16 protein-coding genes are annotated in these 19,337 nt (G+C 67.3%); 11 read left to right on the forward strand and 5 right to left on the reverse strand.

The features are described from left to right. Positions 1-25: 25 nt before the first annotated feature. From GIY56_RS02615 to GIY56_RS02630, 4 genes are read right to left on the reverse strand one after another with little or no spacing between them, the layout of a single operon-like run. Positions 26-1,552 (reverse strand): Ppx/GppA family phosphatase, encoded by a 1,527-nt coding sequence (locus GIY56_RS02615; protein WP_154763246.1) that lies wholly within the window; start codon positions 1,550-1,552, stop codon positions 26-28. A gap of 55 nt (positions 1,553-1,607) precedes the next feature. Next, positions 1,608-3,773, reverse strand: coding sequence for an RNA degradosome polyphosphate kinase (locus tag GIY56_RS02620; protein WP_154763247.1), 2,166 nt, complete (start codon positions 3,771-3,773; stop codon positions 1,608-1,610). 25 nt (positions 3,774-3,798) lie between these two features. Then, positions 3,799-4,497 (reverse strand): P-loop NTPase family protein, encoded by a 699-nt coding sequence (locus GIY56_RS02625; RefSeq protein WP_154763248.1) that lies wholly within the window; start codon positions 4,495-4,497, stop codon positions 3,799-3,801. After that, positions 4,498-5,712 (reverse strand): AI-2E family transporter, encoded by a 1,215-nt coding sequence (locus GIY56_RS02630; RefSeq protein WP_154763249.1) that lies wholly within the window; start codon positions 5,710-5,712, stop codon positions 4,498-4,500. A gap of 131 nt (positions 5,713-5,843) precedes the next feature. On the opposite strand from GIY56_RS02630, the gene proS reads away from it, so the two are divergent. The 7 genes from proS to GIY56_RS02665 all read left to right on the forward strand — a co-directional run bounded on the left by proS (position 5,844) and on the right by GIY56_RS02665 (position 13,074). Then, positions 5,844-7,205 carry a proline--tRNA ligase gene (gene proS / locus GIY56_RS02635; RefSeq protein WP_154763250.1) on the forward strand — a complete coding sequence of 454 codons (1,362 nt, stop codon included), beginning with the start codon at positions 5,844-5,846 and terminating at the stop codon, positions 7,203-7,205. Beyond that, complete coding sequence (locus tag GIY56_RS02640) at positions 7,202-7,693, forward strand: DUF2937 family protein (protein WP_328288412.1); 492 nt, start codon at positions 7,202-7,204, stop codon at positions 7,691-7,693. Before proS ends, GIY56_RS02640 begins: the two co-directional genes overlap by 4 nt. A 114-nt stretch (positions 7,694-7,807) precedes the next feature. Beyond that, complete coding sequence (locus GIY56_RS02645; RefSeq protein WP_154763251.1) at positions 7,808-8,992, forward strand: ABC transporter substrate-binding protein; 1,185 nt, start codon at positions 7,808-7,810, stop codon at positions 8,990-8,992. A gap of 114 nt (positions 8,993-9,106) precedes the next feature. Beyond that, positions 9,107-9,889: an ABC transporter ATP-binding protein gene (locus GIY56_RS02650; protein WP_154763252.1), complete on the forward strand. Its 783-nt coding sequence runs from the start codon at positions 9,107-9,109 to the stop codon at positions 9,887-9,889. Next, positions 9,886-10,719 carry an ABC transporter ATP-binding protein gene (locus tag GIY56_RS02655; protein ID WP_154763253.1) on the forward strand — a complete coding sequence of 278 codons (834 nt, stop codon included), beginning with the start codon at positions 9,886-9,888 and terminating at the stop codon, positions 10,717-10,719. The genes GIY56_RS02650 and GIY56_RS02655 overlap by 4 nt, the downstream gene beginning before the upstream one ends. Positions 10,720-10,722: 3 nt before the next feature. Then, on the forward strand, positions 10,723-11,730 hold the full coding sequence (locus GIY56_RS02660) for a branched-chain amino acid ABC transporter permease (protein WP_154763254.1): 1,008 nt from the start codon (positions 10,723-10,725) through the stop codon (positions 11,728-11,730). A 12-nt stretch (positions 11,731-11,742) separates the two neighbouring features. Next, the gene (locus GIY56_RS02665) at positions 11,743-13,074 is read left to right on the forward strand and encodes a branched-chain amino acid ABC transporter permease (protein ID WP_154763255.1); all 1,332 of its coding nucleotides are present in this window, start codon (positions 11,743-11,745) and stop codon (positions 13,072-13,074) included. A 97-nt stretch (positions 13,075-13,171) separates the two neighbouring features. On the opposite strand, the gene GIY56_RS02670 is transcribed toward GIY56_RS02665, so the two are convergent. Continuing rightward, positions 13,172-13,699: a CAP domain-containing protein gene (locus tag GIY56_RS02670; RefSeq protein WP_154763256.1), complete on the reverse strand. Its 528-nt coding sequence runs from the start codon at positions 13,697-13,699 to the stop codon at positions 13,172-13,174. Between the two features lie 103 nt (positions 13,700-13,802). Between GIY56_RS02670 and guaA the strand changes: the two genes are divergently transcribed. The 4 genes from guaA (at position 13,803) to GIY56_RS02690 (ending at position 19,336) form a co-directional block, all read left to right on the forward strand. Then, complete coding sequence (gene guaA / locus GIY56_RS02675; protein WP_154763257.1) at positions 13,803-15,362, forward strand: glutamine-hydrolyzing GMP synthase; 1,560 nt, start codon at positions 13,803-13,805, stop codon at positions 15,360-15,362. 27 nt (positions 15,363-15,389) lie between these two features. After that, positions 15,390-16,196 (forward strand): GNAT family N-acetyltransferase, encoded by an 807-nt coding sequence (locus GIY56_RS02680; protein ID WP_154763258.1) that lies wholly within the window; start codon positions 15,390-15,392, stop codon positions 16,194-16,196. A gap of 74 nt (positions 16,197-16,270) precedes the next feature. Next, positions 16,271-18,088: a M3 family oligoendopeptidase gene (locus tag GIY56_RS02685; protein ID WP_154763259.1), complete on the forward strand. Its 1,818-nt coding sequence runs from the start codon at positions 16,271-16,273 to the stop codon at positions 18,086-18,088. A 66-nt stretch (positions 18,089-18,154) separates the two neighbouring features. Then, a complete protein-coding gene (locus GIY56_RS02690; protein ID WP_154763418.1) occupies positions 18,155-19,336 on the forward strand; it encodes a dipeptidase in 1,182 nt (393 codons plus the stop codon). The last annotated feature ends 1 nt before the right edge of the window (position 19,337 follow it).

Genomic DNA, 19,337 nt, shown 5'->3' on the forward strand with positions numbered 1-19,337 from the left:
CGGCAACCGCGCCGGGCGGAGGGGTTCAGGTGATCTTCCCCTCGACCCCCAGGGCGTTGCACAGGGATCCGAACCGCGCCTCGGCGACCTCGCCCATCAACTTGCGGCCGTTGGGCGTCAGCTTCAGCAGCAGTTGCCTTTTGTCGAAGGTCAGCTTGCCCGCATCGGCCGGATCGTCCAGCGCCAGCATCGCGCCAAAGCGCATGGCCTTGCCCAGGATCTCGGCGTCGGCGATCTCGGCATCGGTCAGCAGCTTGAACAAGGGGGCCATGGGCGAACCCGCGCGGCTGTTCTTGTAGCGGTGCAGCAGCGCCAGGCCCAGGAACACGCGTTCCGGGTGGCTCAGCGCCGCCATGTTGGCGCGGGTCACGTTGTCGAAGCAGGCATCGGCGCGGTAATCGGGATGGGCGCGCCAGCTCGTGTCGTGCAGCAGGCAGGCGGCGCGGATCAGGCGGTCGCGTCCGGGCGGCACGTCCTGGAACAAGGGCTGCAGGAACAGATGCAGCTTCTTGCCCGACCCCGGCATCCGCGCCATCTGGCGTTCGGTAAAGCGGGCGGCCTCGATCAGCGGGTCGCGCTTGCGCAGGCTGTCGGGCATCTGTTCGTACAGCAGCCCCTCGCGGATGCCATAGCTGGACACCGCAAGTTCCGTGGGCGCGAAGGTCTCGGACAGTTGCGCCAGAACCTGGGCGGCCAGCGGCACAAGCTCGATCCGCGAGGACGACAGCCCGGTCTGCGCCTTGAGCGTGCCCAGGTCGCCCGCCCCGATCCAGGCGACGGTATCGGCCACGGCCTTGGGCGTCATGCGGTATTCGTGCAGCACCGTCATGGGATAGGACACGCGTTCCATGTCCAGCCGGGCGATGGCGCGCCACGAGCCGCCGACCAGATAGATGCGTTCGTGATGGGTGCCCATCACCTGCGCCAACCCGGCCATGACCTTCCGGATATGCTTGCGCAGCCCGTCCTTGCCGCCGCCCACCTGCTGCAACCGGAACGGTCCCAGGGGCGAGGTGACGCGCTTGCCGATCTGGCCGTCCGCGACCTCGGCCAGTTCCATCGAGTTGCCGCCGATGTCGCAAACCAGCCCCTTGGCGTCGGGCCAGCCCAGCAGCACGCCCTGGGCGGACAGGCGCGCTTCCTCCTCGCCGTCGATCACGTGCATCCTGATGCCGGTCTCGCGTTCGACCCGTTCCTTGAAGGCGGGACCGTCTTCGGCCTCGCGCACGGCGGCGGTGGCCACGCAGGTCAGGGGGTCGATATCCATACCCTTGGCCAGGGCCGCGAAACGCTGCAAGGCGGCAAAGCCGCGCTCGACCCCTTCGGGGTTCAGGCGGCCGGTCTGGGCCATCCTGGCGCCAAGCCCGGCCATGACCTTTTCGTTGTAGAAATAGGCGGGCGAGCGGGCCGCCCCGTCGAAGACCACCATCCGGATCGAGTTCGAGCCGACATCGACCACGCCCACGCGCGACAAGGCCCGCTTTGGCAGTTTTCCGAACATCTTGCCGAAAGGCTCGACCGTCTTGCCGGTCGTGGTGCGTACGCCGTTCATGGCCGCCTCTCCTGCTGCCGCATCGCGGTGTTAATGACTTGCCCGTCCGGGGGCGTCAATCGTTGGAATGGGTCAGTGCCGGAACGTCGCCTGCCCCCGCCGTGCCCCGCCCGGACAGCGAGGGGTGGTCCATGAAGAAGCGGTGACAATTGAACAGGTCGTCCCGCCCTTCGGGCAGATAGCGCACGAACCGGCCATCGGGTTGCAATAGCCAGCTTTGCGCCTCGTCCGCCATGTTGGCTGCCATGATCTGGCTGACGATCTGCGCCTTGACGGTGTCGTTCATGCATTCGACCAGCGTTTCCACCCGCCGGTTCAGGTTGCGGTCCATCCAGTCGGCGGAACTGATGAACACCCGCGCCCGCTTGGACGGCAACCCGTGCCCGTTGCCGAAGCAGACGATGCGCGAATGTTCCAGGTATCGCCCGACGATGGATTTCACGCGGATGTTGTCCGACAGCCCCCGGATGCCGGGCCGGATCCCGCAGATGCCGCGCACGACAAGGCTGATCTTCACGCCCGCCGCGCTGGCCGCATAAAGCGCGTCGATCACGTCCTTTTCGATCAGCGAGTTCATCTTGGCCCAGATTGCCGCAGGCCGCCCCTGGCGCGCCAGTTCCGCCTCGCGCCCGATCAGCGAGAGCAGCCGGTCCTTGAGGTCGATGGGCGAAATGGAAATGTTTTCCAGTCCCGCAGGCTGGACATAGCCGGACAGGTAGTTGAAGACCTTTGTCGCGTCCCGCCCAAGCGCCGGGTCGCAGGTGAACAGCGACAGGTCGGTGTAAATCCGCGCGGTGATCGGGTGATAGTTGCCGGTCCCGTAATGGGTATAGGTGACAAGGTTGTCGCCTTCGCGCCGCACCACGGTGCTGATCTTGGCGTGCGTCTTGTAGTTCACGAAGCCATAGACGACATGCGCGCCTGCCCGTTCCAGCCGCCGGGACTGGCGGATATTGGCGGCCTCATCGAACCGCGCCTTGAGTTCCACCAAAGCGGTGACGGACTTGCCGGATTCGGCGGCCTCGCACAGCGCGTCCACGATGGGACTGTCGCGGCTGGTGCGATAAAGCGTCTGCTTGATCGCCAGCACGTCGGGGTCGCGCGCCGCCTGCGCCAGAAAGCGGACCACCATGTCGAAAGTCTCGTAAGGATGGTGCAGCAGCATGTCCTTGTGCTGGATGGCGGCGAACATGTCGCCGTCGTGGTCCTGCACCCGTTCGGGAACGCGCGGCGTGAAGGCGGGCCACAAGAGGTCGCGGCGGTTGTCCAGCACCAATTCGCGCAGGTCCGCCACGCCCAGCAGGCCCTCGACCTCGATCACCTCGTCGGGACCGACCTCCAGCTCCTCCATGATGAGGCGGCGCAAACGGTCGGGCGCGCCGCGCGTGATCTTCAGCCGGATGACGCTGCCGCGGCGGCGGCGTTTCAGGGCGGTCTCGAACTCGCGGACCAGATCCTCGGCTTCCTCCTCGACCTCCAGGTCGCTGTCGCGCAGCACGCGAAAGGCGCAATGGCCCGTGTCGCGATAGCCGGGGAACAGGCTGGACAGGTGCATCAGCAGCAGATCCTCCAGCCGGAAGAACCGCTCTCCGCCCGGCAGGGGGACGAAGCGGTTCAGCTGCGCGGGGATCGGCAGCAGCGCCTGCATCTGCCGCCCGTCGGTTTCGCGCGCCAGTTCCAGCGCCAGCGAGAAGCCGGTGTTGGGGATGAAGGGGAACGGATGCGCGGGGTCGATGGCCAGCGGCGACAGGACCGGAAAGACCTTGCGTTCAAAGTAGTCGTGCAGGAATTCCTCTTCGGCCCGCGTCAAACGGGACCGGGACAGGATGACGATGCCCGCCTCCTCCATCTCTCGGCGGATGCGGTTCCAGACACCTTGCTGCGCGCCCATCAGGCGGCGGGCGTCGGCGTTGATCATGGCCAGCTGTTCGGCAGGGGTCAGCCCGTCGTCGGATGGGGTGGTGTTCCCCTCGCGCACCAGTTCGCGCAGGCCCGCGACGCGGACGGTGTAGAATTCGTCCAGGTTGGTCGCGCTGATCGACACGAAGCGCAGCCGTTCCAGCAGCGGCACGCGGGAATTGCGCGCCTCGTCCAGGACGCGCCAGTTGAAGGACAGCCAGCTGATTTCCCGGTTGAAGAACCGCGCGCCGTCCTGGGGCACGCCTTCGGGCAAGTCCTGCGGTTCGGGAAAGGGGGTCCGGAGGAAATCGGCTTGCGTCATGGTGTCTGACCTTGGGGGCTGCGATTCATGTCTCGGGTTCGGAAAGGCCGTTCAGCAACTCGGCCGCGATGCGGCGGGTGATCGGGCGCTTGTCGGCCATGGCCGCGCGGTCCATCGCCGCGACAAGGCGGCGGGCCAGCCCCAGGTCGCGCGGCATGTGCAGGACCAGCCAGTCGATCAGGTCGGCAGGCACGGCCTGCTGGCGGTCCGCGAACAGCTTGACCAGCACGGCGGCCAAAAGGGATTCGTCGGGCGGCATCAGCCGGACCTGCGGCATGGCGTCCATGCGCGACCGCAGGTCGGGCAGCACCAGCCCCCAGTCACGCGGCGGCGTGCGGGCCGTCAGCAGCAGCAGGCAGTCGCGCGGCGCGCACAGGTTCCACAGGTGGAACAAAGCCTGTTCCGCCCCCGCCGCCCGGCCCGCGCGGTCCGCATCCTCGATCACCAGGGCGCCGCCTTCGGTGGCAAGGTGGTCGGCGGCGTCGGGGCGCAGGGCGGCGGCCTTCAGGCGGCGCGCGCCGTTTTCCGCCGCCCAGAAGGCCGCCAGATGGGACTTGCCCGCCCCTTCCGGCCCGATCAGCAGCATCCGCCCCTGGGGCCAGTCCTGCGGCGCGTCCAGGGCTGCCAGCGCCGCCCGGTTCGCCGCTGCTGGCAGGAAGTCGGCGCGGGAATGGGCGGGCGGCGTCGTCAGATCCAGCGTCAACTGGCGGGAAATCACGGCCATCTACCCGGCGTCGGGATGCTTGCGGGCGATTTCCTCGCGCATGATCTCGATCTGGCCCTGGGCGCGGTTCTGGTCGGCGCGGATGCGCGCCTCGCGGATGGTGTTGGACACGGTGCCCCGGGGCACGATCTCGACCAGCATCGGCTGGCCCGGATCGGGGGGCAGCGCCTGCCCGGTGAACAAGGCGCTTTCCTGATACCGCTGCGTCAGGAACCGCCCGACCACCCCCAGGGCCGCGGCCAGCGGCACGGCCATGACCATGCCGACAAAGCCGAACAGCGCGCCAAAGACCGACAAGGCCAGCAGCAGCCAGACCGGGTGCAGGCCGACATGGTGGCCCACGATCTTGGGTTGCAGATAGTTGCCCTCGACGATCTGGCCGATGGCGAAGATCGCGACGACCAGGCCGATCCACAAGGGATCGCCCCAGAAGCTGAACAGCGCCACCCCGATGGCCGTGGCCCCGCCGATCAGCACGCCCACATAGGGGATGAACGACAACAGCGCAGCCATCACCCCGATGAAGAAGCCGAAGGGCAGCCCCACGATCATCAGCCCGATGGCATACCAGGTGCCCAGGATCAGCATCACCAGCCCCTGTCCGCGCACGAAGCCCGACAGCGCTTCGTCGATCTCTCGCGAGATGCGGCGCAGGGTGGGGGCGTGTTCGCGCGGCAGCAGCGTGTCCACCCGGTCCACCAGGTGGTCCCAGTCCAGCAGCAGATAGAAGGCCACCACCGGCACGATCACCAGGATCGCGACCGCGCTGATGATGCCGCCCACCGACGACAGCAGGCGGGACGCCAGCGTGCCCATCTGTTCGCCCATGGCCGCGCCCAGGTCGGTCAGCGCGGTGCCCACGTCGCCGTCCGCGGGCAGCAGTTCGGGGAACCGCACCGACAGGAAGGCGCGCGCCTGTTCCAGCATCGCGGGCGCGGTCTCGATCAGCGAGGTGGCCTGGCGCAGCATGACGGGCACCACCAGCAGAACCACCAGCGCGAAGGCCAGCACGGCGGCCACGGTGATGACCACCACCGACATGACGCGGCTCAGGCCCGCCCGTTCCAGCCGGTCGGCCACCGGGTCCAGCAGATAGGCCACCCCCGCCCCCAGGATGAAGGGCAGGATCGCGTTCCCCAGCAGCCACATCGCCAGCAGCAGCACCACCGCCGACACGCCCCACCACATCAGTTGCTTGTGTATCGGTATGCGCATGGCCGGTTCCTGCTGCGAGTGTCGGGGTGGAATGTGACCGCGACGCGCGGCAGTTGCAAGCGGGCGGTTCTTGGCAAGGCAGGACCGATCCGCTAACGGTTCGCGCGTTATACGCTCAAAGGATCCCGCCCATGCGTCTCACGCGCTATTTCCTGCCGGTGCTGAAGGAAGACCCGAAAGAGGCGCAGATCGTCAGCCACCGGCTGATGCTGCGCGCCGGAATGATCAAGCAGCAGGCCGCGGGGATCTATTCCTGGCTGCCGCTGGGCTACAAGGTCTTGCGCCGCATCCAGCAGATCGTGGACGAGGAACAGCAGCGCGCGGGCCATATCCCGCTGCTGATGCCGACGCTGCAACCGGCGGACCTGTGGCGCGAAAGCGGGCGGTATGACGATTACGGCGAGGAGATGCTGCGCCTTCAGGACCGGCACAAGCGCGATCTGCTGTATGGCCCCACGAACGAGGAGATGATCACCGACATCTTCCGCAGCCATGTGAACAGCTACAAGGATCTGCCCCTGACGCTGTATCACGTCCAGTGGAAGTTCCGCGACGAGATCCGCCCCCGCTTCGGCGTGATGCGGGGCCGCGAGTTCCTGATGAAGGACGGCTACACCTTCGACCTGACGAAGGACGCCGCGCTGCACGCCTATAACCGCCACCTGGTCAGCTATCTGCGCACCTATGAGCGGATGGGGTTGCAGGCGATCCCGATGCGCGCGGATGGCGGGCCGATCGGCGGCGACTATACCCATGAATTCCTGGTGCTGGCCGAGACGGGCGAATCCGAGGTCTTCTATGACAGCCAGATCACCGACCTGACCTTCGGCGACCGCCAGATCGACTATGACAGCGTGGACCAGTGCCAGGCCGTGCTGGAGGAGTTCACCAGCCGATACGCCCGCACGGACGAAACCCATGACGAGGCGGTCTTTGCCCAGGTCCCCGAAGAACGCCGCCGCACCGCGCGCGGGATCGAGGTGGGCCAGATCTTCTATTTCGGCACCAAGTATTCCGAAGCCATGGGCGCCACCGTCGTCGGTCCCGACGGCACCCGCGTCCCGGTGGAAATGGGCAGCCACGGCATCGGCGTGTCCCGCCTGCTGGGCGCCATCATCGAGGCCAATCACGACGACCGCGGCATCATCTGGCCCGAGGGCGTGACGCCGTTCCATGTGGGCATCGTCAACCTGAAACAGGGCGACAATTCCACCGACAGCGCCTGCGATGCGATCTATGCGGAATTGCAGGCACGCGGCCTGGATCCGCTGTACGACGACCGCGACGACCGGGCGGGGGCGAAGTTCGCCACCATGGACCTGATCGGCCTGCCCTGGCGCATCACCGTCGGGCCGCGCGGGCTGGCGGCGAACAAGGTGGAACTGACCAACCGCCGCACGGGCGCGACCGAGGAGATGTCGCCCAAGGACGCCATCGCCCGGCTGGAACAGGTCTATGCGCCCGTGCTGGGGCTGACGGTGCAGGACAAGTGACCGGGCTGCTGCGGCTGGCGGTGGCGGTTCTTTGCGCCATCGTCCTGTCGCAGTTCCCGGCCTTTTCCGACCAGTATGTCCAGCGGCTTGGCGGGCAGGTCGATGCCCTGTCCCGCGTGGCCGCCGAATTCGACGCCAGCGCCCGGGCGGCAGGCCTGACACGGGACCAGGCCCTGGCGGATCTCTCGGGCAGCGCCTTCCGCGACGCGCATCAATCCAACATGCGCGCGGTCTTTGCCCGCCTGGACCGGGCGCGCGCCGATTTGCAGATGCTGCGCCTTGCCGGGCCTCTGGAACGGATGCTGCTGCCGCATCGCCTGCGCGACACGGAAACCCTAGCCGCCACCTGGGGCGACTTTCGGCCTGCCGTTCCCGTGACGGTTGCGGGCTTCTGGGCGGCGGGGATCGGGCTGGCGCTCGGCTGGTGGCTGGGCGCCCTGCCCGGCCTGCCGTTCCGACGCAGGCAGGACCGCCTCGGCTGGCGCTGACCCCGCGTCACCGGCCCGAAAAGGCAGGGATTTCCGGCAATATCCTGCTTTTCTTTTGCAAAAGGCGCTTCTAACCTGCGGCGCAGGACATTGTTCCAACTGGGAGACAATCACATGAAAAAACTTCTTCTGGCCACCGCCATCGGCGCGTTGATGGCCGGTGCCGCCTCTGCCGAAGAGATCAAGATGGGCATGTCGCTGGGCTTTACCGGGCCGCTGGAATCCATGGCGCCGGGCATGGCGGCGGGCGCCGAGATGGCGATGAAGGAGGTCAGCGACTCCGGCCTGCTGCTGGACGGATCGACCATTGTTCCGGTGCAGGGCGATTCGACCTGCATCGACGCCGCCGCCGCGACCGCGACGGTGGAACGCCTGATCACCGCCGAGGGGGTCAAGGGCATCGTCGGCGGCATGTGTTCGGGCGAGGCGATCGCGTCCTTGCAGAACGTCGCCGTGCCGAACGGCGTGGTGATGATCTCGCCTTCCGCCACCTCGCCCGCGTTGTCCACCATCGAGGATCAGGGCCTGTTCTTCCGCACCTCGCCGTCGGACGCCCGCCAGGGCGAGGTCATGGCCGAGATCATGATGGAAAAGGGCATCAAGACCGCCGCCGTCACCTATACCAACAACGATTACGGCAAGGGCCTGGCCGATGCCTTCGCGGCGGCCTTCACCGCCAAGGGCGGCACCGTCACGGTGAACAGCGCCCATGACGACGGCAAGGCCGACTATTCGGCCGAGGTCGCGGCGCTTGCGGCGGCGGGCGGCGACGCCCTGGTGGTGGCGGGCTATGTCGATCAGGGCGGCTCGGGCGTGGTGCGCGCCGCGCTGGACACCGGCGCCTTCGACACCTTCGTCTTCCCCGACGGCATGGTGGGCCAGGCCCTGGTGGACAACTTCGGCGCGGAAATCGACGGCAGCTTCGGCCAGAACCCCGCAGCCGAGGGCGAGGGCCGCGAGAAGTTCCTGGAAATGGCCAAGACCGCCGGGTTCGACGGCACCAGCGCCTATTCCGCCGAAGCCTATGACGCGGCCGCGCTGATGCTGCTGTCGATGGCCGCGGCCAAGTCCAGCGATCCGAACGTGTGGAAGAACAACGTGATGGATGTCGCCAACGCGCCGGGCGAAAAGATCCTGCCGGGCGAGCTGGCCAAGGGGCTGGAGATCCTGAACGGCGGCGGCGACATCGACTATGTCGGCGCCTCGTCGATCGAGATGGTGGGCGCGGGCGAAACCGCCGGCGTTTACCGCGAGGTCGCCTTCGACAACGGCGAAATGACCGTCGTCGGCTATCGCTGAGCAAAAGCCTGTGCTAAGGCCCGGCAGCCTTGCGGTTGCCGGGCCATTTTTCATGACAAAAGCCGCTGAATGCGGTCACACTTCACCAATGGCGTGAAGACGGGGTAACGAAGAATGATCAGGGTCGAAGACCTTCACCGGCATTTCGGCGGCTTCCACGCCGTCGATGGCGCCAGCCTGACGATCGAGACCGGGTCCATCACCGGGCTGATCGGTCCCAACGGCGCGGGCAAGTCCACGCTGTTCAACGTGATCGCGGGCGTGCTGCCGCCGACATCGGGCCGCGTCTTCATGGATAACGAGGACATCACGGGCCTGCCCCCGCACACCCTGTTCCACAAGGGCCTGCTGCGGACCTTCCAGCTGGCGCACGAGTTTTCGTCCATGACCGTGCGCGAGAACCTGATGATGGTGCCCGGCGCGCAATCGGGCGAGACGATCTGGAAGACCTGGCTGCAACGCGGCCGGATTTGGCGCGAGGAGGCCGAACTGCGCCGCCGCGCCGACGAGGTTCTGGATTTCCTGACCATCCGCCACCTGGCCCATGAAAAGGCCGGAAACCTGTCGGGCGGCCAGAAGAAGCTGCTGGAACTGGGCCGCACCATGATGGTCGATGCCAAGGTGGTGTTCCTGGACGAGGTCGGCGCGGGCGTGAACCGCACGCTGCTGATGACCATCGCCGACGCGATCATCCGGCTGAACCGCGAACGCGGCTATACCTTTTGCGTGATCGAACACGACATGGATTTCATCGGCAAGCTGTGCGACCCGGTCATCGTCATGGCCGAGGGCAAGGTGCTGGCCCAGGGCAGCGCCGCCGACATCATGAAGAACGAGGCCGTGATCGAGGCCTATCTGGGCACCGGCCTCAAGAACAAGGACATGGTGGGCGCATGAGCGATCAGGACGCAGTCTTCGGCCATCGCGGCAACCGCGACCGGTCGGTCGTGAACCCCAAGGGGCGCGGCAGCATCGACGGCACCCGCAGGTCAGGTTCCGTAGGCATGGGCCAGGCGGGCGACCCCTTCCTGATCGGCGAGGGCATGACCGGCGGATACGGCAAGGGCGCCGACATCCTGCACGATTGCACCATCGCGGTCGAACGCGGCCAGATCGCGGTGATCGTCGGTCCGAACGGCGCGGGCAAGTCCACCGCCATGAAGGCGATCTTCGGGATGCTGACCCTGCGCAAGGGCAGCGTGCGGCTGGACGGGCGCGACATCACCGCCCTGAACCCGCAGGACCGCGTCAAGGCGGGCATGGGCTTCGTGCCCCAGGTCAACAACATCTTCCCGTCCATGACGGTCGAGGAGAACCTGGAAATGGGCGCCTATATCCGGGGCGACGACATCCGCCGGACCATGGAGCAGGTCTACGAGCTGTTCCCCGCCGTCGCCGCCAAGCGCCGCCAGGCCGCGGGCGAACTCTCGGGCGGGCAGCGCCAGCAGGTCGCCGTGGGCCGGGCGCTGATGACGCAGCCATCCGTGCTGATGCTGGACGAACCCACCGCGGGCGTCAGCCCCATCGTCATGGACGAACTGTTCGACCGCATCATCGCCATCGCGCGCGGCGGGTTGCCGGTGCTGATGGTGGAACAGAACGCCAAGCAGGCGATGATGATCGCCGACAAGGCCTATGTCCTGGTGCAAGGGGCCAACGCCCACACCGGCACCGGCCACGAGTTGATGCAGAACGACGAGGTGCGCCGCACCTTCCTGGGGGGCTGAGCCTTGGATATCCTCAACGCCCTCGTGGCATTCCTGAACTTCGTCTTCATCCCCGCCGCCGCCTATGGCGCGCAACTGGCGCTTGGCGCGCTCGGGGTGACGCTGATCTATGCCATCCTGCGGTTTTCGAACTTCGCCCATGGCGACACCATGGCCTTCGGCACTGCCATCACGATCCTGGTGACCTGGGGCCTGCAATCGTGGGGCGTGTCGCTGGGACCGCTGCCCACCGCGCTGCTGGCCCTGCCCGTGGGGATCGCGGCGACCGCGGCCCTGGTGCTGGGCACCGACCGCGCGGTTTATCGCTTCTATCGCGCGCAGCGGGCCGCGCCGATCATCTTCGTCATGGCCTCGGTGGGCGTGATGTTCGTGATGAACGGCCTGACGCGCCTGCTGATCGGCGTCGATGAATACCGCTTCGACGACGGCGCGCGCTTCATCATCGCCGTGCGCGACTTCCGCGAATGGTCGGGCCTCGCCGAAGGGCTGGCGCTGCGGTCCACGCAGGCGCTGACGCTGGTGGTGACGGTGATCGTCTGCGCGGCGCTGTTCTGGTTCCTGAACCGCACGAAATCCGGCAAGGCCATGCGCGCCTATTCCGACAACGAGGATCTGGCGCTGCTGTCCGGGATCGACCCCGAACGCGTTGTGCGCCTGACCTGGATCATCGCGGCGGGCCTGGCGACCATCGCGGGCACGCTTTATGGCCTGGACAAGTCCTTCAAGGCCTTCAACTATTTCCAGATCCTGCTGCCGATCTTCGCCGCCGCTATCGTGGGGGGCCTGGGCAACCCGGTCGGCGCCATCGCCGGCGGCTTCCTGGTCGCGTTCTCCGAAGTCGCCGTGACCTACCCCTGGGTCAAGGTCGCGGGCTATCTGTTTCCCGGCTGGCAGCCGGGCGGGCTGCTGCAACTGCTGGGGACCGAATACAAGTTCGCCGTCAGCTTCGTCATCCTGATCGTGGTGCTGCTGTTCCGCCCGACGGGGCTGTTCCGCGGCAAGTCGGTGTAAGGAGGGTCCGTCATGTCATCCAACCGTCAAGCATCCGCTGCAAGCCCCTGGCGCGCGCCCATCCTGTTCGCGGCCCTTGCCGTCCTGTTCCTGCTGGAAGGGACGGTCAGGAACGGCCTGTTCTCGGGGTCGTGGAACACCGCGCTGGCGATCCTGAACATGGGGCTGATCTCGGCCATCACCGCGCTTGGGGTGAACATGCAATGGGGCTATGCCGGGCTGTTCAACACCGGCGTGGTGGGTTTCCTGGCCATCGGCGGGCTGGCCCCGGTGCTGGTCTCGCTGCCCCCCGTGCAGGGTGCCTGGGACGCGGGCGGGCCGCGCCTGATCGGGGCGCTGCTGGCGGGCCTCGGCACGCTGGCGCTGGCCAAGATCGTCTATACCCGCACCGGCCGCATCTGGGCGATGGCCCTGGTGCTGCTGGCGGGCCTTGTCGCCTATCGCTGGCTGTTCGACCCCGCCGTCCTGGCGATCGAGGCAAACGACAGCGCGCGCACCGGCAACATCGGCGGCCTTGGCCTGCCGGTCCTGCTGTCCTGGATCGTGGGCGGGGCCTTCGCCGCAGCTGCCGCCTGGGGCGTGGGCAAGGTCGCGCTCGGGCTGCGGTCGGACTATCTGGCCATCGCCACGCTGGGCATCGGCGAGATCATCGTGGCCGTGCTGCGCAACGAGAACTGGCTGGCCCGCGGGGTCATGAACGTCACCTCGATCCCCCGCCCGGTGCCGTACGAGATCGACTTGCAGCAGAACCCGGCCTTCGTCGATTTCGCCGCCCGCTGGGGCTTCGGCGCGGCCGAGGCCTCGGGCATCTGGGTCAAGCTGTGCTACATGTCGCTGTTCCTGGTGGTGCTGCTGGGGATCATCCTGCTGGCGGAACTGGCGCTGAAATCCCCCTGGGGCCGGATGATGCGCGCCATCCGCGACAACGAGACGGCGGCCGAGGCCATGGGCAAGGACGTGACCGCCCGCCATCTGCAAATCTTCGTCCTGGGATCGGCGGTGATCGGCATCGCCGGGGCGATGATGATCACGCTGGACGGGCTGATGGCGCCCAACAGCTACAACCCGTTGCGCTATACCTTCCTGATCTGGGTGATGGTGATCGTTGGCGGATCGGGCAACAACTGGGGTTCGGTCCTGGGCGCGGTGCTGATCTGGTTCCTGTGGATCAAGGCCGAGGTCTGGGGTCCGAACCTGATCGGCGCCCTGGTCGGTCCCCTGCCCGAGGGTGACATCAAGGCCCATCTGCTGGGCAGCGCGCCGCACATGCGCTTCATCGCCATGGGCCTGGTCCTGCTGCTGGTCCTGCGCTTCGCGCCACGGGGGCTGGTGCCTGAAAGATGACGCGACCTCGGCTCTTTGCCTTGGTCCAAATATCCACGGGGGGAAATCGCCGGAACGGCGATCGGGGGGCAGTCGGCCCCCCTTCTTCCTGCCAGGATCAGCGGCAGTCGTCGCCCAGCACCACGCTGTAATAGGCCACCCCGTCGGCGCCCGTGGCCTGGCCGCTGCCGACCTGCCGGCTGGTCTGGCCCAGCAATTCGGTCCGCTGCGCCTCGCGCGCCAGCCAGTTCGCGACCGCATCCGCCGGGCCGCCGCCCCGCCAGACAAGCTGCACCACGCCGCAGGTCGGATAGCCGACCGCCCGCGCCCGGTCCACGACGCTCGATCCGTTCGATCCCTCGACATCGACGCGCCCCAGGGCGGCCATGTCGCAGGCGTGACTTTGGGCGATCCGCGCCAGCAGGGGGGCGCTGTCCAGCAGGGTCTTGCCCTCGGCCTCGCGTGCGGCGTTGACGGCGGCGTCCAGGGGCGCCGCGCTGGCCGGACTGCCCTGGCAGGTAGAGGCCAGGGCTTCCTCGGCCGGGGGTTCCGGCTGGCCCCAGGGCATCGTCAGGTCAACGCCCTGCTGGCAGGCGGCAAGCGCGGACAAGCTGGCGGCAGCGACAAGGGCGCGAAACGTGGGCATGAGGAACCTCGGCTGATTGTCGCGGAAAACGCGGGCTGCGCAGGGGCAGTTCCGGCCCCGCAAATCCCTTGCGCGGCGGCATGGCCGCGCTTAAAGCGCAACCATGACCCAGCATCAACGCCTTCTGATCATCGACTTCGGATCCCAGGTCACGCAACTGATCGCGCGCCGCCTGCGGGAACTGAACGTCTTTTGCGAAATCCACCCCTACAACCTGCTGACCGACGACATCCTGCGCGGGCTGAACCCCCAGGCGGTGATCCTGTCGGGCGGACCGGACAGCGTGACCCGCCCGGGCAGCCCCCGCGCGCCCCAGGCGGTCTTCGACCTGGGCGTACCGGTCTTCGGCATCTGCTATGGCCAGCAGGTGATGATGGAGCAACTGGGCGGCGCGGTCGAGGCAGGCCACCACGCCGAATACGGCCGCGCCTTCATCGCCCCCGCGCCGGGTCACAAGGGCGACGGCATCTTCGCGGGCCTGTTCGACAACGGGCGTGAAGAAGTCTGGATGAGCCACGGCGACCGCGTGACCGCCCTCGCCCCGGGGTTTCAGGTCATCGGCACATCCCCCAACGCCCCCTTCGCCATGATCGCGGACGAATCGCGCCGCTTCTACGCCGTGCAGTTCCACCCCGAGGTGCACCACACCCCGAACGGGCGGCGGATGCTGGAAAACTTCGTGCGCCTGGCGGGCTTCACCGGCGACTGGACCATGGCCGGTTACCGGGACGAGGCGATCCGCAAGATCCGCGAACAGGTCGGCGACAAGAAGGTAATCTGCGGGTTGTCGGGCGGCGTGGACAGTTCCGTCGCGGCGGTCCTGATCCACGAGGCCATCGGCGACCAGCTGACCTGCGTCTTCGTGGACCACGGCCTGCTGCGCCTGAACGAGGCGCAGGAAGTCGTGACCATGTTCCGCGACAACTACAACATCCCGCTGATCCACGCCGACGAATCCGAGCTGTTCCTGGGCGCGCTGGAAGGCGTCTCGGACCCCGAGGTCAAGCGCAAGACCATCGGCCGGCTGTTTATCGACGTGTTCCAGCGTTACGCCAGCGGCATCGAAGGGGCCGAGTTCCTGGCGCAAGGGACGCTTTATCCCGACGTGATCGAAAGCGTCAGCTTCAGCGGCGGCCCGTCCGTCACGATCAAGTCGCACCACAATGTCGGCGGATTGCCCGAGAAGATGGGCCTGAAGCTGGTCGAGCCGCTGCGCGAGCTGTTCAAGGACGAGGTCCGCGCCCTGGGCCGAGAGCTTGGCCTGCCCGACAAGTTCATCGGCCGCCACCCCTTTCCCGGCCCGGGCCTTGCCATCCGCTGCCCCGGAGAGATCACGCGCGAAAAGCTGGACATCCTGCGCCGCGCCGATGCCGTCTTCATCGACCAGATCCGCCGCCACGGCCTTTACGACGAGATCTGGCAGGCCTTCGTCGCCATCCTGCCGGTGCGCACCGTGGGCGTGATGGGCGACGGGCGGACCTATGACTTCGCCTGCGCGCTGCGGGCGGTCACCTCCGTGGACGGCATGACGGCGGATTACTATCCCTTCACCCACGACTTCCTGGGCGAGACGGCGACCCGCATCATCAACGAGGTCAAGGGCATCAACCGCTGCACCTATGACATCACCTCGAAGCCGCCGGGCACGATCGAATGGGAATGACCCGTTAACGCCTTTGCAAGGATCCCCATGACCTGCGCCTGCGGCCATCACCACCCTCCCCGCCATCCCCATGCCGCCAGCGGCACGCCCGTGGCGCTGAAACAGCCCATGGTCGGGCTGACCGGGCGTCTGACCTGCGCAGATGCGGGGCAGATGATGACGGCGCTGTCGCTGCTGCCCGACCACATGCGCCTTAGCCGCGAGGAACCGGGCTGCCTGCGGTTCGAGTTGTGGCAGGACGAGGATCCGCTGGTCTGGCACCTGTCCGAGCTGTTCGTCGATGCGGATGCTTTTGCCGCCCACGGCGCGCGGACCAAGGCCAGCGCATGGGGCCGCGAAAGCGGCGGGATCGGGCGCGATGTCCATCGTCATGACGTGACCCCCGTCATCCGGCGCGAAACCCGCCACGACCTGGACGCCATCGACGCCCTGCTGCGCGACACCTTCGGCGGCGAGGACGAGGCGCGGCTGGTCCGCAAGCTGCGCGAGCAGGGTGACCTGGCCCTCTCGCTGGTTGTCGATGCGGCGGGCGTCGTTCTGGGCCACCTTTCCCTGTCGCCGCTCGGGGCCGAAGGCCCGGCCTATGCCCTGGCACCTGTGGCGATCGCCCCCAAGGCGCAGCGGCTTGGCCTGGGTGGGGCGCTGATCCACGAGGCCGTCGCCTGGGCCGATACCGCGGCGGTGGTGGTGGTGGGCAATCCGGGCTATTACGGCCCCCTGGGCTTCAAGCCCGCCCAACTGACTTCGCCCTATGCAGGGCTTTCCCTGCAGATGATCGGCGACCTGCCCAAGGGCAGCCCCGTCCGCCACGCCCCTGCCTTCGATTCGCTCTGACCGGAAAGCGCGGCTCTGGCCTTGCGCCCCGGCCCCGGCTGGTTACATCTGGGCCAAGCAAGAAAGGATCCCCCATGGCAGGACAACCGACCTTCGACGCCGCTGAGGCCGCTTCGGGCAGCGACCTTGGCTCCCTTCCCGCATGGGATCTGACGGATCTGTATCCCGCGCCGGATTCGGTCGAACTGGCCGCCGACATCGCAATGCTGGAAACCGAGGCGCGCGACTTCGCCGCCCGCTACCAGGGCAAGCTGGCCGACCTGACGCCTGCGGAGATGCTGGCCTGCATCGAGGCTTATCAGCGCATCGACATCACCGCGGGCCGCGTCATGTCTTATGCGGGGCTGCGCTATTACCAGAACACGGTCGATGCCGCGCGCGCCAAGATGATGGGCGACCTTCAGGGCCGGATCACCGACATCACCACGCCGCTGGTCTTCTTCAGCCTGGAATTCAACCGCATCCCCGATGAAACCTATCAGGCGGTTTTCACCGCCGCCGACGGTCCCGCCCGCTACAAGCCCGTCTTCGACCGGATGCGCGCCATGCGCCCGCACCAGCTGTCGGACGAACTGGAACAGTTCCTGCACGACACCTCGGTCGTCGGCGCCGCCGCCTGGAACCGGCTGTTCGACGAAACCACCGCCGCCCTGGAATTCCAGGTGGAAGGCGAGACGATGGGCCTGGAAGCCACGCTGAACCTGCTGACGGACCACGACCGCGCGCGGCGCGAGGCTGCGGCCCGCGCCCTGGCCGCCGTGTTCGGGAAAAACGTCAAGCTGTTCGCCCGCATCCACAATACCCTGACCAAGGAAAAGGCCATCGAGGACAAGTGGCGCAAGATGCCCACCCCTCAATATGGCCGCCACCTGTCCAACCATGTCGAACCCGAGGTGGTCGAGGCTCTGCGCAACGCCGTGACCGCCGCCTATCCCCGCCTGTCGCACCGTTATTACGCGCTGAAGGCCAAATGGCTGGGCCTGGACAAGCTGCAGGTCTGGGACCGCAACGCGCCGCTGCCGACCGCCCCTGCCCGGACCATTGGTTGGGACGAGGCGCGGCAAACGGTGCTGGACGCCTATGCGGGCTTCTCGCCCCGGTTGGCGGACCTGGCCGAACCCTTCTTCGACAAGGGCTGGATCGACGCCGCCGTGACCCCCGGCAAGGCGCCCGGGGCCTTCGCCCATCCGACCGTGACGACCGTGCATCCCTATGTCCTGCTGAACTATCTGGGCAAGCCGCGCGACGTGATGACGCTTGCGCACGAACTGGGCCACGGCGTCCACCAGCGGCTGGCGGCAGGTCAGGGCGAGTTGCTGTCCTCGACCCCGCTGACGCTGGCGGAGACCGCGTCGGTTTTCGGCGAGATGCTGACGTTCCGCGCGCTTCTGGCGAAAACCACCGACCCTGCCCAGAAAAAGGCCCTGCTGGCCGGCAAGGTCGAGGACATGATCAACACGGTCGTCCGCCAGATCGCCTTCTACGACTTCGAGTGCCGACTGCACGCGGCACGCGCGGAAGGGGAACTGACTCCCGACGACATCAACGCCCTGTGGATGTCGGTCCAGCACGAAAGCCTGGGTCCGGTGTTCGAGTTCATGCCGGGATACGAGACCTTCTGGACCTATGTGCCGCATTTCGTGCATTCGCCCTTCTACGTTTACGCCTATGCCTTCGGCGACGGCTTGGTGAACGCGCTTTATGCGGCCTATGAGGACGGGCTGCCGGACTTCCAAGACAAGTATTTCGACCTGCTGGCGGCGGGCGGATCGAAGCACCACAGCGAACTGCTGGCCCCCTTCGGCCTGGATGCCTCGGACCCGACGTTCTGGGACAAGGGCTTGTCGATGATCGAGGGCTTCATCGACGAGCTTGAAGCCCTGGAGGCATAGGGGGCTGCCGCCCCCATCCGCTGCGCGGATTCCCCCGCGGATATTTTCGTGAAGAAGAAGGTGGCGATGCTGAGACGGATACTGGCAGGGGTAGCGGTGCTGGTTCTTCTGGCCGCCACTGCGTTCTTCACGTTTGCGCCGGGCTATGTCGAACGCGGGCTGAACCCGCTGCGGATGCCCGCCGAGGGCTGGCCCGTATCGCCCGAGGCGCAGGCGCTGCATGACCGGTTGGTGATCGGCGACTGGCATTCCGACGCGCTGCTGTGGGACCGCGACATCCTGGACCGCGCGGACCGGGGCCACACGGACGTGCCGCGCCTGGCTGACGGCAACGTCGCGGTGCAGGTCTTCACCACCGTCACCAAAAGCCCGCGCGGCCAGAACTATGACCAGAACAGCGCTGATGCCCCCGACAACATCACGCCCCTGTTCATGGGCCAGTTGCGCCCCCTGCGGTCGTGGTTTTCCTTGCGCGAACGTGCCCTGGTGCAGGCCGAGGCCCTGGCGCAGGCCGCGCAGGATGCGCCCGACCGGCTGCGCCTGATCCGCACGCGGGCCGACCTGCAAGCCGTTCTGGACGCGCGGGCGGGCGGGCAGCGGGTGCTGGGCGCGGTGCTGGGGTCCGAGGGCGCGCATCCTCTGGAAGGCGACATCGCCAACCTGGACGTGATGTATGACGCGGGTTTCCGCCTGCTGGGCCTGACGCATTTTTTCGACAACGAACTGGGCGGCAGCCTGCATGGCGAAGGCGGCACGGGCGCGGGCCTGTCGGATTTCGGGCGGCAGGTGGTCGATGGGATGATCCGGCGCGGGATGGTGATCGACCTGGCCCACGCCTCGCCCCTGATGGTGCAGGACGTGCTGGCGATCCCCGACGCGCGCCCGATCCTGTCCCATACGGGCATCCGCGGCCATTGCGGCAGCGCGCGGAACCTGGATGACGAGCTGGTCCGCCGGATCGCGGCCAAGGGCGGTGTCATCGGCATCGGCTTCTGGGCCGACGTGGTCTGCGGCGGCACCCCCGCCCATATCGCGGAAAGCATCGTCGCCGCGATCAATCTGGTGGGTGAGGATCACGTCTCGCTGGGGTCGGACTATGACGGCTCGGTCGGCGTGCCGTTCGATGCGGCGCATCTGGCGGCGCTGACGCAGGCGCTGCTGGACGAAGGCCTGACCGAGGCGCAGATCGCCAAGGTCATGGGCGGCAACATGATCAGCTATCTGTCCGAAACCCTGCCCGAAGGCTAGG

The organism is Paracoccus lichenicola (genome assembly GCF_009708075.1).
Classification (GTDB): Bacteria; Pseudomonadota; Alphaproteobacteria; order Rhodobacterales; family Rhodobacteraceae; genus Paracoccus; species Paracoccus lichenicola.

Bases quoted from the DNA above. Each gene is read 5' to 3' on its own strand.
- GIY56_RS02615 (WP_154763246.1), bottom strand. From the start codon at position 1,552: ATGAACGGCGTACGCACCACGACCGGCAAGACGGTCGAGCCTTTCGGC.
- GIY56_RS02620 (WP_154763247.1), bottom strand. From the start codon at position 3,773: ATGACGCAAGCCGATTTCCTCCGGACCCCCTTTCCCGAACCGCAGGAC.
- GIY56_RS02625 (WP_154763248.1), bottom strand. From the start codon at position 4,497: ATGGCCGTGATTTCCCGCCAGTTGACGCTGGATCTGACGACGCCGCCC.
- GIY56_RS02630 (WP_154763249.1), bottom strand. From the start codon at position 5,712: ATGCGCATACCGATACACAAGCAACTGATGTGGTGGGGCGTGTCGGCG.
- proS (WP_154763250.1), top strand. From the start codon at position 5,844: ATGCGTCTCACGCGCTATTTCCTGCCGGTGCTGAAGGAAGACCCGAAA.
- GIY56_RS02645 (WP_154763251.1), top strand. From the start codon at position 7,808: ATGAAAAAACTTCTTCTGGCCACCGCCATCGGCGCGTTGATGGCCGGT.
- GIY56_RS02650 (WP_154763252.1), top strand. From the start codon at position 9,107: ATGATCAGGGTCGAAGACCTTCACCGGCATTTCGGCGGCTTCCACGCC.
- GIY56_RS02655 (WP_154763253.1), top strand. From the start codon at position 9,886: ATGAGCGATCAGGACGCAGTCTTCGGCCATCGCGGCAACCGCGACCGG.
- GIY56_RS02665 (WP_154763255.1), top strand. From the start codon at position 11,743: ATGTCATCCAACCGTCAAGCATCCGCTGCAAGCCCCTGGCGCGCGCCC.
- GIY56_RS02670 (WP_154763256.1), bottom strand. From the start codon at position 13,699: ATGCCCACGTTTCGCGCCCTTGTCGCTGCCGCCAGCTTGTCCGCGCTT.
- guaA (WP_154763257.1), top strand. From the start codon at position 13,803: ATGACCCAGCATCAACGCCTTCTGATCATCGACTTCGGATCCCAGGTC.
- GIY56_RS02680 (WP_154763258.1), top strand. From the start codon at position 15,390: ATGACCTGCGCCTGCGGCCATCACCACCCTCCCCGCCATCCCCATGCC.
- GIY56_RS02685 (WP_154763259.1), top strand. From the start codon at position 16,271: ATGGCAGGACAACCGACCTTCGACGCCGCTGAGGCCGCTTCGGGCAGC.
- GIY56_RS02690 (WP_154763418.1), top strand. From the start codon at position 18,155: ATGCTGAGACGGATACTGGCAGGGGTAGCGGTGCTGGTTCTTCTGGCC.